Source organism: Bacteroides zhangwenhongii (assembly GCF_009193325.2).
Taxonomy (GTDB): domain Bacteria; phylum Bacteroidota; class Bacteroidia; order Bacteroidales; family Bacteroidaceae; genus Bacteroides; species Bacteroides zhangwenhongii.
The window spans coordinates 111,999-124,155 of the sequence record NZ_CP059856.1 but is presented as its reverse complement, the minus strand read 5'-3'; the positions used below and the strand labels follow the sequence as shown (position 1 = coordinate 124,155).

General features: G+C 38.2%; 10 protein-coding genes. 6 read left to right on the top strand and 4 right to left on the bottom strand.

Going from position 1 to position 12,157, the window contains the following annotated elements; genetic code table 11:
- Positions 1-88: 88 nt before the first annotated feature.
- Positions 89-838: a GNAT family N-acetyltransferase gene (locus GD630_RS00555; RefSeq protein ID WP_143865224.1), complete on the bottom strand. Its 750-nt coding sequence runs from the start codon at positions 836-838 to the stop codon at positions 89-91.
- A gap of 93 nt (positions 839-931) precedes the next feature.
- Positions 932-2,161 (bottom strand): 3-phosphoshikimate 1-carboxyvinyltransferase, encoded by a 1,230-nt coding sequence (locus tag GD630_RS00550; protein WP_182505754.1) that lies wholly within the window; start codon positions 2,159-2,161, stop codon positions 932-934.
- Between the two features lie 209 nt (positions 2,162-2,370).
- Here GD630_RS00550 and GD630_RS00545 point away from each other — a divergent pair, with 209 nt between their 5' ends.
- Entirely contained in the window at positions 2,371-3,438 is a 1,068-nt protein-coding gene (locus GD630_RS00545; RefSeq protein WP_143865222.1) for a winged helix DNA-binding domain-containing protein, read from the top strand.
- A gap of 30 nt (positions 3,439-3,468) precedes the next feature.
- Here the strand turns inward: GD630_RS00545 and GD630_RS00540 are convergent, their stop codons facing one another.
- Positions 3,469-4,110 (bottom strand): DUF1349 domain-containing protein, encoded by a 642-nt coding sequence (locus GD630_RS00540; RefSeq protein WP_143865352.1) that lies wholly within the window; start codon positions 4,108-4,110, stop codon positions 3,469-3,471.
- Between the two features lie 111 nt (positions 4,111-4,221).
- Here GD630_RS00540 and GD630_RS00535 point away from each other — a divergent pair, with 111 nt between their 5' ends.
- On the top strand, positions 4,222-4,995 hold the full coding sequence (locus tag GD630_RS00535) for a response regulator transcription factor (RefSeq protein ID WP_143865221.1): 774 nt from the start codon (positions 4,222-4,224) through the stop codon (positions 4,993-4,995).
- A gap of 17 nt (positions 4,996-5,012) precedes the next feature.
- Here GD630_RS00535 and GD630_RS00530 read toward each other — a convergent pair whose 3' ends face one another.
- Positions 5,013-5,705: an HAD family hydrolase gene (locus tag GD630_RS00530; RefSeq protein WP_143865220.1), complete on the bottom strand. Its 693-nt coding sequence runs from the start codon at positions 5,703-5,705 to the stop codon at positions 5,013-5,015.
- 184 nt (positions 5,706-5,889) lie between these two features.
- On the opposite strand from GD630_RS00530, the gene GD630_RS00525 reads away from it, so the two are divergent.
- From GD630_RS00525 to GD630_RS00510, 4 genes are all read left to right on the top strand, one after another.
- Positions 5,890-6,954, top strand: coding sequence for a DUF2027 domain-containing protein (locus GD630_RS00525; RefSeq protein ID WP_117934294.1), 1,065 nt, complete (start codon positions 5,890-5,892; stop codon positions 6,952-6,954).
- A 27-nt stretch (positions 6,955-6,981) separates the two neighbouring features.
- A complete protein-coding gene (locus tag GD630_RS00520; protein WP_117934292.1) occupies positions 6,982-7,551 on the top strand; it encodes an RNA polymerase sigma factor in 570 nt (189 codons plus the stop codon).
- 72 nt (positions 7,552-7,623) lie between these two features.
- Positions 7,624-8,604: a FecR family protein gene (locus tag GD630_RS00515; protein WP_143865219.1), complete on the top strand. Its 981-nt coding sequence runs from the start codon at positions 7,624-7,626 to the stop codon at positions 8,602-8,604.
- Between the two features lie 133 nt (positions 8,605-8,737).
- The gene (locus GD630_RS00510; protein WP_143865218.1) at positions 8,738-12,133 is read left to right on the top strand and encodes a TonB-dependent receptor; all 3,396 of its coding nucleotides are present in this window, start codon (positions 8,738-8,740) and stop codon (positions 12,131-12,133) included.
- Positions 12,134-12,157: the final 24 nt, after the last annotated feature.

The window sequence follows — 12,157 nt, the reverse complement described above, 5'->3', positions numbered from 1 at the left end:
TATGTGGAGGATGGCAAATGAGAAGTCTTTTTAATGGCAGATAAAATACAATTCTGATAGCTAACGGGAAAAGTCAGGATTGTATTTCTTATTTTTTGAGTATTCTTTTTAAATAGTCGATAGTTGGCAAGTTCACAGTCTCAAAACTTCCTTTATAAAATACAGCAAAATTATTAAAAACACAAGGTAACTCTTTTGCTTTCTGTAGCGTATTTACTTGAATAAAAGAAACAGGGACATCATTTGTTTCACAATATTGTTTGATCATTTCAATGTATTTATAGATATAGGGGCATTGCATGCCATAATAAATCGTAAGTTCCTCACTTTCTATTTTCAGATTCTTGGCATTTGGTGTAAATTCCGGTGCTGTTCCGTCAAAAGAAAGAGCAAGCAATTCATATCCATTATCGGTAGTGTCAACAACTTCAAAACCAAATTTCTTTGCAAATGATTGATCAGAAAGCCAGCTCTTCTGTTTTTTTGCCCCAAGCATACAAATGCCGGATCTACCTTTTTCTTTAGCATCGGCTATGCAGTATTCCATCAACGAACTTCCATACCCGTTTCCTCTGGGACTGCCTAAAACCCATAAACAATAGAGGTAATAGTAGCTGTCTCCTATTATCGGAACCCAGGCTTTTTCAAGAGGAGCATATTCAATAAAGACCGTAGCTTTTGCATTTAACTTTCTAAAAACATGACCTTCCTTCAGTCGGTCGGAAAGCCATTGCCGTTTTGCTTCAATGCCCGGATGAGATTTCTTGCTACGGATAATACAGCATAAATGCTCATTGGAAAGATTTTCTGCTGTTATGTTTATGAAATCAGTATTCATATATGCTCTCGTTTTTATTTGGATAGTATCAATCAGACAACGGGGTAATTATAATCCTTTATTGGCCTGCTGACAGACTATAATGTCTGAAGATTATCCTTCGTTTATCACCTGAAATCCGGCCTGCTTCAAATCCTTCCAATATCCGGGATATGATTTGGTGACCACCTGCGGATCGGCAATAAGCAAATTAGGATGACAGATAACTGCCGGAGCAAATGCCATTGCCATACGATGATCTTCGTAGGTGTCAATCACCGGAATTTCCTCCGGTTCACATCGTTCGCCATTCCACATTAATATGCTGTCATTTTCTTCTTCGATAACATATCCCAGCTTTTTAAGCTCGGTGCGCAATGCGGCAATACGGTCAGTCTCTTTTATTTTCAGACTTTGTAATCCTGTGAAACGGAAAGGAATATTCAGCAAGGCACAAGTAACGACAAACGTCTGTGCCAAGTCCGGAATATCGACAAAGTCCTCTTCCAGCCTTTCCGGTGCTTTGCCTGTTTTTTTCAGTTTCACACCTTGCGATGTAAATTCGGTAGTTATACCTAGGCGTGAGAAAACTTCTGCTCCCCGACTATCACCCTGATAACTGTTACGGAACAATCCTAACAATTCTATTTCTGCTTTGGGAGACAAGGCAGAAATCTGATACCAATAGGAAGCCGCACTCCAGTCACTTTCCACTTTGAAAGGAATACTCTGGTAGAGTTGTGGAGCAACGGAAATACTGCTTGGAGAAGTCCATGCGGCTTTGGCTCCAAAGTCCTGCATCAGTTGCAATGTAAGATTAATATATGGACGGGAAATAATCTCCCCGCTCAAATGCAATGTCAAACCGTCTTTGAGTACCGGACCTATCATCAGCAAAGCAGATATATATTGTGAACTGACATTTCCTTTCAGTGTTATTTCGTTTCCTTTCAGCTCTGCCCCTTTGATATATAGGGGAGGATACCCTTCATTGTTGGTATACGCTATTTCGGCTCCTAATTCCCGAAGTGCATTAACTAATATCTGTATCGGACGTTGCTGCATACGTGCTGTTCCTGTGATGGTCCGTTCTCCCGGAGTCACACTTAAATAGGCGGTAAGAAAACGCATAGCAGTGCCCGCAGCCATGATGTCAATCGTCTCTCTCCCTTCGGTGAGAGCCTTTATCATCACCTGTGTATCGTCACAATCAGACAGGTTTTCAGGAGCATACGTTCCTTTACCCAATGCATTGATGATTAATGCACGATTACTGATACTTTTAGAAGCCGGCAACTGGATAGCTGCTGTTACCGTTGAGGGAGGGATGAGTTTATAGAGCATCATATCTATTGTTCTTTGGTTTGAGATGACAAAAATAGACATAAATTGGTATATATGCAGCTATAAAGTCAGAAAAACAATAGAAAATTTAGAATGGGGAAATTGCAATCGTATTTGAAGTAGAGGATAAAATCTCAAGAAATTACAATTGTATTTAAAATAAATGCTATATTGGTGACGAATTACAATTATATTTAAAAAGGGAGCAAATGAAAATACCGAATATACGTTTACTCAACCAACAGTTGTTAAGTCCTCTTTTTACTCAACCGAAGGAACTTGTGTCTTGGATGGGAGCCATGCAGGCGCAGAATTATTCCATGGTAAAGTGGGCAGTAGGAATGCGTTTGAAGTCGGCAACGATTCAGACTGTGGAGAAAGCGTTACGCGAGGGTGAGATTTTGAGGACTCATGTAATGCGTCCGACATGGCATCTGGTAGCGGCAGAGGATATCCGATGGATGTTGAAACTTTCTGCCGAGCGTGTGATAGCTGCCAATGAATCTTATGCGAAAGGACATAATCTGGATATCTCCGAAGAACTTTATGCGAAAAGCTATCGGTTACTGGAAAAGATTCTTAGTGGAAAAAAGAGTCTGACAAGGCAGGAGATTGCTGAACATTTTAGCCGTTCGGGAATTGTGGCGGATAATCATCATATGACCCGCTTTATGGCGCGGGCAGAACAGGTAGGTATTGTTTGTAGTGGAGAAGATAAAGGAAGTAAATGCACGTATGCGCTTTTGGAAGAACGTGTTCCGCCAATGCCCGAACTGACAAAAGATGAATCTTTGGCTCGTTTGGCCAGAAGCTATTTTCGGAGTCATGCTCCCGCTGTTTTACAAGATTTTGTCTGGTGGTCGGGACTGCCTGTTACTGAAGCAAGGCAAGCTATCTATCTGATTGATTCAGAATTGACTGCGGAAGAATGGAATGGACAGACATGGTATATTCATGAAGATTGTCGGACTCGCGGAAAAGTCTCCGGAAGTTTACATCTTCTTCCTTCTTATGATGAGTATTTACTTGGGTATAAAGACCGGACAGACGTTTTGCCTAAAGAGCATTATGCAAAAGCATTTACGAATAATGGCCTGTTTTATCCGATTGTTCTTCATGAGGGGCAGGTGATAGGAAACTGGGATAAATCTGTTAAAAAAGGAGGCTCGTTCATAGAACATTCATGGTTCCGGCTGGATGATTGTGTCGATGAAGTTGCTTTGAACCGTGAAAAGGACAGGTATATACGATTCTCATTCCCTAAAGCTATGCTTTAGGGAATGAAACAACCTGTATATGTGAAGTACCTATTTATTCATTTGTTTCTTGGTCCATTCCAGTCTTCGTTGATCGGCTAATGGAGTCACTTTAAATTCTTCGAATGTAGCGGTGAAGCCTTTCCCGTCCGGACAAGCTCCCATCAACCCAACCATGACAGGACAATTATCTTGCAACCAACAAGTGCGCATCATAATATATTCTTTATCGTCACGTGAGAAAAATATTTCTACTGCATCCAAGCAGCGGACTGCTTTTATCCATATAGAACGGGGAGCATCCGGCAACTGCACTACACTCCAATCGCTAGTCCGATGCGTTACAACAGCACTCACATTCTGTTTGCCATTCACATATTCCACACCTGCTTTGATCCAGTTTTCATGGTCGATGCGCAGCATTAATCCCATTTGGTCGAAAGTTGTTACGTAATTGCCGGTTATCTTTACTTTGACTTCGAATTCTCCACCGTAAGTGGCATAATAGAAAGGACCGTCGTCTACGGTAAATCCATAATGAGAAACCCGCCAGAAGTCAGTTTTTGCCGGAACGTCCATCACTAAAGTTTTACCATCTTTTATTTCCCATTGTTGAGGCTCATTCAGCCAGTTCATTTTATTCAAACTTTGTCCCATAGAAGAAGTTGCTATTGCCATAAAGGCTATTGACATGATTTTGATTTTTAAATATTTCATGATTATTTCTTATTTGATTATCTTTGTGGTGCAAAGATAGCGCAAGCCGCCGTGTGTAACAATACTGAATAATAACCATTTTATCGAATGGACGTATTACAAAAGGAAATAGATGAAGTTTATGCAACGCAACCGATTACTGATGAAACATTGGATAATAGGGTTGTAGAGCAGCATCGACGTTTTATTCATTCATTGACAGAGATTAATGGCGGGTGTGCTGTAATTTCAGATCTTTCGAACAGGAAGAGTTATATTGCCGTTCATCCGTGGGCACATTTCTTGGGGTTGACTCCCGAAGAAGCTGCTTTGAGTGTAATTGATTCTATGGATGAAGATTGTATTTACCGGCGTATTCATCCCGAAGATTTGGTAGAAAAGCGTTTGTTAGAATATAAGTTTTTCCAGAAAACCTTTGCAATGCCTTTTGATGAACGGTTGAAATACCGGGGAAGATGCAGAATACGTATGATGAATGAGAAAGGAGTGTATCAGTATATTGATAACTTAGTGCAGATTATGGAAAATACTCCTTCGGGGAGTGCATGGCTGATCTTTTGTCTTTATTCCCTGTCGGCAGACCAACGGACAGAGCAAGGTATATACCCTACCATTACTCACATGGAACGTGGAGAGGTAGAAACACTTTTCTTATCGGAGGAACATCGTAATATATTGTCCGAACGTGAAAAGGAAATACTTCGCTGTATACGTAAAGGACTATCAAGTAAGGAGATTGCAACAACCCTTTATATCAGTGTGAATACAGTCAACCGGCACCGACAGAATATTTTGGAGAAACTTTCTGTCGGGAATTCGATAGAAGCATGCCGGGCGGCTGAATTGATGAAACTGTTGTAATCAAGAAGAGAAATTACTTAAAACAACGTCAGTAACTCATCAACTCTTTTCACCTGTATCAGATGGTCATGTATGAATGTATCCACGACTTCATGCTTCCACATCACTTCAAAAGGAATATGTATACCATACCCTCCCAGCGATAGAACAGGCTGAATATCTGATTTCAAAGAATTGCCAACCATGACAAATTCGGAAGGAGTGATTTGTAATATATTCAACATACGCTGATATTCTTTCTCTGTTTTATCGGACATAACTTCAATGTGGTCGAAATAAGGAGTTAACCCGGAACGTTCCAGTTTATTCTCCTGATCGAGCAAATCCCCTTTGGTAGCAACTACTAATTTGTATTGCTTTTTTTCTTTCAATACTTTCAGTGTTTCTTTCACTCCCGGTAATAGCTCAATAGGCATTTCCAGCAATGATTTACCTAATTCAATAATATGTTGGATGTCTGTACCTGAAATATTTTGTCCACTCAAATGCAAAGCTGTCTCTATCATAGAAATGGTGAAAGCTTTGGCTCCATATCCGAGATACTTCAAATTATTCATTTCTGTTTGAAATAAAGCGGCTGAAATATCTTCGGAAGTGCCATAAGGCGTTAACATGTCTACGTATTGTTTTTCTATTTCCTGGAAAAACGGTTCATTACTCCATAAAGTATCGTCTGCATCGAAGGCTATGACTTTTATAAGTTCTTTCATCGGTTATTGTCGTTAATAGTAAGTTTTGAGTAATATGTCGGGCTTTTCGGATGCAAAGTTATAATAAAAAGAGGAATAAAGGCAGGCGATTTGTTTTTAGAACCGAATCACCATTTAATTTCATAGAAATCTCTATCTTTGTTACTCGTTTTTTTGAGTTTGAATTTTAATTGGATATACAACAATGAAAATAGGAGATAAAGTACGCTTTCTTAGTGAGGTAGGCGGTGGAATCGTCACTGGATTCCAGGGAAAGGATTTTGTGTTGGTGGAAGATGCGGATGGATTTGATATTCCGATGCCGATACGTGAGTGTGTAGTGATTGAAACGGATGACTATAATTTGAAGCGTAAACCGACTTCCTCTGCTCCGAAACAAGAGGAACCGGCTAAACCGGTAAAACCGGAGATGCCCGTCATTCAACGCCAGCCGGAAGTGAAGGGAGGAGATACGCTGAATGTATTTCTGGCTTATGTGCCTGAAGATGCAAAGGCTATGATGACTACTCCTTTCGAAACTTATTTGGTAAATGATAGCAATTATTATTTGTATTACACTTATTTGAGTGCAGAAGGAAAAGCATGGAAGAACCGTTCGCACGGGTTGGTGGAACCTAATACGAAATTGTTGTTGGAGGAGTTCACAAAAGATGTACTGAATGATATGGAGCGGGTGGCCGTTCAGTTGATTGCTTTCAAGGATGGTAAGCCTGCAGCTATCAAACCGGCTGTCAGTGTGGAAATACGGATTGATACCGTGAAGTTCTATAAACTTCATACCTTTAGCGATTCTGATTTCTTCGAAGAACCGGCGTTGATTTATGACATTGTGAAAGATGATATGCCTACCAAACAAGTATATGTTTCGGCAGAAGAGCTTCAAGAGGCTTTGCTGCAGAAAAAATCTGTCGATAAGCCCAGATCACAACCTATTGTGAAACCGAATCACGCTCATGGTGGAAAGAGTGAGATTGTTGAAATAGATCTTCATATCGACTCTCTACTGGATGATACTCAAGGAATGGGTAATGCTGAAATACTGAATTATCAATTGGATAAGTTTCGCGAAGTGATGGAAGTCTATAAGAACAAACGTGAGCAGAAGATTGTCTTTATTCACGGCAAAGGAGATGGTGTGCTTCGGAAAGCTATCGTTGATGAATTGAAACGGAAATATAGTAATTGCCGTTATCAGGATGCTTCTTTCCAGGAATATGGGTTTGGAGCTACGATGGTGACTATTAAATAATATCACATTTCCAGTAATATAGATAACATGGATAAAGATCAGCTAAAAAGGCTACGTTTAGGTTCATATCGTGATTTTGATGCATTATATAAAATGTATGCAGGGAATCTGTATGGCTTTGTGTTAGGAATGACACGTTCTGCTGATTTGGCTGGTAGTATTGTTCAAGATACTTTTATAAAAGTCTGGATCAATAGAGAATTTATTGATCCAGATCTTTCTTTTAAATCATATTTGTTCAAAATATCTCGAAATTTGATCATAGATGAATTCCGAAAGCGTCTTAATGAACCTCTTTTTGAAGATTATCTGAATTATTGTGATGAGGCAGTATTAAGTACTCCTACTGAGATTGAAAAAAAATTGGATTTTGATCTTTTTGTAGAAGAATTAAATCGGGCAAAGGATAAATTAACTTCGAGGCAACGAGAAATATTCGAAATGAGTAAAGAGGAAGGATTAACTTCTTCAGAGATAGCTAGCAAATTGGGAATAAGTGAACAAACGGTCTATAATCAACTTTCTACTGCCTTGAGACTTCTTAAGAAGGAAATAAAAGGTACTCTTCTCTTCTTTTTCACTCTTTTTTTTAGTTGATAAAAAAAACTCATTTTTCCATAGTAGATTATATTAGCAGTTTCGTATTAACTATATAGAAACAGTTAACATATGGAAAGAAAGACACATACTCTATTAGAAAAATTTGTGCGTAATTCTATCACCTCGCAAGAAGGTAAGGAATTAAAGAACTCTGTTGCAAAGATGTCTAATGAAGAATTGGCACGAGCGTTATCGGATGTTTGGGAAAACTATGATACATTGGTTACCGTACCAGATGATGTTGGTCATTTTATGAAAAAACTAAGTCCGACTCCTTATTCCCGCCGGCCTCGTTTTCTGTATACTTTTCTCAAAATTGCAGCCGCAATTGTCATACCGATTTTGTTAGGTACTCAAATTTATTTTTATTATAGTAATGAAAAACTAAATAGCCTGTTGAATTCTCAATTGATGGTACAAGTAGAGAGTGGGGATAAAACAGAATTGACATTACCAGATGGTACGAAAGTTTATCTGAATGCTACTACTTCTCTATCATATCCTTCTGATTTTGGATTGAAGAATAGAAATATATATCTTTCAGGAGAAGCCTATTTGGTAGTTTCCAAAGATGTAAAGAAACCATTTTATGTACATACAGAAAATGTGAATATTGAAGTACTAGGTACTACATTCAACATATGTGCTTATCCTGAACAGGAACATGTGGAAACGATGCTGATAGAGGGAAGCGTCAAGCTGACTACTACAGGTAATCGTGCTCATGCGGTTGTAATGAAGCCACATGAGAAGGTTGTTTATAGTAAATTGAATGATTCATTATATATTTCACCAACATCTGGCGAATTTGAAACAGCTTGGATGAGAGGAGAATTAGTATTCCGTTCAACTTGTTTCTCGGATATAATGAAGAAACTAGAGAAACGCTATGGAATGAAAATCGAAATACTAGAGAATAAATATAATTTGGACTTATTTACCGGAAGCTTTAAAGAAGATAATATTTATGATGTATTAAAGATTCTCCAAATGCATTATGATTTTACTTTTAAGGCAAAGGATGATAAAATAGTGATTAAATCAGAGTAGTAACTTTAAATTAAATCAGATGAAAGAAAGAGCACCATAAAAAAGGGAACCGAAAAGTTGGCAGACTGACGGTTCCCCTCTAGTTAATACAATTGTGAGTATTATTTAGTATTAACCTTATATGATAATTATAATGAAAAATGTCAAGAAAGAGTGTAACTCTTTTAAATGCAACTTTTACAAAAGTAGCAATAATTATTTAATTCTGTTTTATATCTTTTTATTTTTTATTCCATTGAGCTTGTTTGCACAGCAACAGGATAAAAATGAGTATATAACATTGTCTGTGAAAAACACAAGTATACAGCATGTTTTAAACCAGGTTGAAAAGGAGACTGTATACAGATTTACTTATCGTGACACAGATTTAGCGAAGGTTGGAAAAATAACTCTTTCCGTAAAACAAATGCCTGTTGAAGCTTTTCTGAAAAAGATACTCTTATCTACAGGATTGACATATCGAAGAAGTGGAAATTCATTTGCTATTATCCGAGAAAGCAAGAAAGATAATAAGAAAGACGACGTAAGAACAATCAGTGGGATAGTGACGGATGGTTCCGATAATACGCCATTGATTGGAGCCAGTGTTAAGATTAGAGGAAAAGACGTGGGAGTAATAACAGACTTGAACGGAAAATTCTCTCTTCCGGAATGTACGAATAAAAGTATATTAGAAGTCTCTTATATAGGTTACGATAAACGCTTGCTTCCTGTAGGAGATCTGGGATTTATTGAGGTAAAAATGGGTTCTTCCAATGAATTGGAAGAAGTGATAGTTGTGGGCGCCGGAACTCAAAAAAAAGTGTCTGTGACAGGCTCTATCGCTACTGTAAAAGGATTGGAACTACGAGCTCCCAGCTCTTCTTTAACGAGTAATTTTGCAGGAAAATTGGCAGGAGTTATTTCGTCCACTACTAGTGGAGAACCAGGTTCTGTATCTGAATTTTATATTCGCGGAGTTGGAACTTTTGGTGGACGGGCTACTCCGTTAATTCTTATGGATGATGTGGAAATATCGGCAGGTGATTTGGATCGTATTCCTGCTGAATCAATCGAAAGTTTCTCAATTTTAAAGGATGCTTCTGCCACTGCTATTTATGGTGCACGTGGTGCAAATGGAGTGATGCTGATTACTACTAAAAAGGGGATGGAGAATACTCGTACAAGAATTAATGTAACAGTAGAGAATTCTTTTGTAAAGCCGATGAATCGGGTGGAGTATGTAGATGGTCCTACGTGGATGAATTTGTATAATGAAGCTTTGACTACACGTACTCCATCAGCTACTCCAAAATATTCTGATGAAGTTATAGAGTATACCCGGAATGGGATAAATCCCTATGTTTATCCGAATGTAGATTGGTATGGTCTGATGTTTAAGGATTTTAATATGAATCAACGTGCGAATATCAATATGCAGGGTGGTGGTTCTAAAGTAACTTATTACATGGGAATTCAGGCAAATCATGATACAGGTTTACTGGATGTACCGAGTACTTATTCTTTTGATAGTAATATCAACGATTGGAATTATATTTTTCAGAATAACATATCTTATAAACCTACTTCTACCACAAAAGTAGATTTGCACCTGAATGCACAGTTTGGAAACCAAAAAGGTCCTGGTATTTCTACCACTGATATTTTTAATGCTGTTTATAATGCCAATCCGGTGGCTTTTCCTGCCACCTATCCGACAGAAGAAGGCGATAACCACATTCGGTTTGGTAATTCGATACTTACTGGGTCAACTGTGAATATAAATCCTTATGCTACTATGATGAGTTCATTTAGCGAGAGTAATTATTCGACTATAAATGCTTCTTTGCGCATCAGTCAGGAGTTTGATTTCATAACTAAAGGGTTGAGTGCAACGGTGCTTGTGAATATGAAGAGCCACAGCAGTTCTTCATACACGAATACACTTGATCCTTATTTTTATAAAGTGATGGATTATACTTGGGATCCTTCTGATCCGGAGTTTTTTTATCTTGAGTTATTACAGAAAGGAACAGATTATATTAAGCAAGGGACAATAAATCGTTATTCTGATAGAACTTTCTATTTTGATGCGCGTGTTAACTATAATCGGCGTTTTGGTGAAGATCACACAGTTTCCGGTATGTTAATGTATATGCAGCGTGAGTATCGTAGTGATGTATTGCCACAGAGAAATCAAGGGTTATCCGGACGTTTTACTTATGACTATCAGAATAAATATTTTGCTGAATTTAATTTTGGCTATAACGGGACGGAACGTTTGGCCAGTGGACACCGATTTGAGTTTTTTCCTGCAATGTCGTTAGGTTGGGTAGTGAGCAATGAGAGCTTCTGGGAACCCCTTTCAACAGCTGTTACTCACTTGAAAATTCGCGGTTCTTATGGGCTTGTAGGAAGTGATGAAACAGGACTTTCGGCTGGTGCCGCTCATTTTTTGTATATTAATAATGTTAATATCGATGGAAGCGGAATATTCTCTACCGGTCCTTATGATGGAGTTTATATATCTAAAAGAGGTCCGGGGATAGAAGGATATGCAGTGGAGAATGCTTCGTGGGAACGTGCTAAAAAATTTGATATTGGAGTTGATTTGAATCTTTTTGATCAGGTGAGCATCACTTTCGATTATTTCCATGATCGGCGTGACCGTATTTTGCAGAAGCGTGGCTCATGGCCGGTTATTATGGGATATGCTCATGCTACTCCATGGAGTAATATCGGGAAAGTTGATAATAAAGGCTTTGAATTAAGTGTGAACTGGAAGAAAGAAATAATAAAGGATATGTTTGTGGATTTACGTGGTAATTTTACATATACACAAAATAAATATGTGTATAATGATGAACCGGATTATCCTTATGTATGGCAAACGAAAACAGGTAAGCCTCTATCTTGCACATATGGTTATATTGCAGATGGGTTGTTTAAGGATGAGGATGATATACGTAATAGTCCTTCACAAAAGAATTTGGGGAGTACAGTAATGCCTGGTGATATAAAATACAGGGACGTGAATGGAGATGGTACTATTACAACCGAAGATCAGATTATGTTATCACGCTACGGGGGAATACCCCGCATCCAATATGGGTTTGGTCTGAACTGGACATATAAGAACATTGATTTCGGTGTTTTCTTCAATGGTTCCGCCAAACGTACACTGATGATAGACAACATTGCTCCGTTCTGTTCGGATGTAGGGAACCAGGACAGGAATCTGATGAAATTTATAGCTGATAATTATTGGTCGGAAGCTAATCCTAATCAAGAAGCTGCTTATCCCAGATTGGGGGTCAATAATTCTCAAATAGCTAATAATATGAAGCCTAGTAGTTTTTGGATGCGTAATGGTAATTTTTTACGTTTCAAAACGTTGGAGTTAGGATATTCTTTTCCGTTCTGTCGTATCTATCTTAGTGGAGATAATTTGGCAGTATGGAGTCCATTTAAACTTTGGGATCCAGAATTATCTTATAGTGCTTATCCACTACAGCGTGCTATTAATATTGGTGCTCAGTTTACTTTTTAATCAGTTAGAAATACTTAAAAAAAT

What these genes read in the sequence shown, in the direction of transcription:
- GD630_RS00555 (WP_143865224.1), bottom strand. Translation starts at nt 838, where the DNA reads ATGAATACTGATTTCATAAACATAACAGCAGAAAATCTTTCCAATGAG.
- GD630_RS00550 (WP_182505754.1), bottom strand. Translation starts at nt 2,161, where the DNA reads ATGCTCTATAAACTCATCCCTCCCTCAACGGTAACAGCAGCTATCCAG.
- GD630_RS00545 (WP_143865222.1), top strand. Translation starts at nt 2,371, where the DNA reads ATGAAAATACCGAATATACGTTTACTCAACCAACAGTTGTTAAGTCCT.
- GD630_RS00540 (WP_143865352.1), bottom strand. Translation starts at nt 4,110, where the DNA reads ATGTCAATAGCCTTTATGGCAATAGCAACTTCTTCTATGGGACAAAGT.
- GD630_RS00535 (WP_143865221.1), top strand. Translation starts at nt 4,222, where the DNA reads ATGGACGTATTACAAAAGGAAATAGATGAAGTTTATGCAACGCAACCG.
- GD630_RS00530 (WP_143865220.1), bottom strand. Translation starts at nt 5,705, where the DNA reads ATGAAAGAACTTATAAAAGTCATAGCCTTCGATGCAGACGATACTTTA.
- GD630_RS00525 (WP_117934294.1), top strand. Translation starts at nt 5,890, where the DNA reads ATGAAAATAGGAGATAAAGTACGCTTTCTTAGTGAGGTAGGCGGTGGA.
- GD630_RS00520 (WP_117934292.1), top strand. Translation starts at nt 6,982, where the DNA reads ATGGATAAAGATCAGCTAAAAAGGCTACGTTTAGGTTCATATCGTGAT.
- GD630_RS00515 (WP_143865219.1), top strand. Translation starts at nt 7,624, where the DNA reads ATGGAAAGAAAGACACATACTCTATTAGAAAAATTTGTGCGTAATTCT.
- GD630_RS00510 (WP_143865218.1), top strand. Translation starts at nt 8,738, where the DNA reads ATGAAAAATGTCAAGAAAGAGTGTAACTCTTTTAAATGCAACTTTTAC.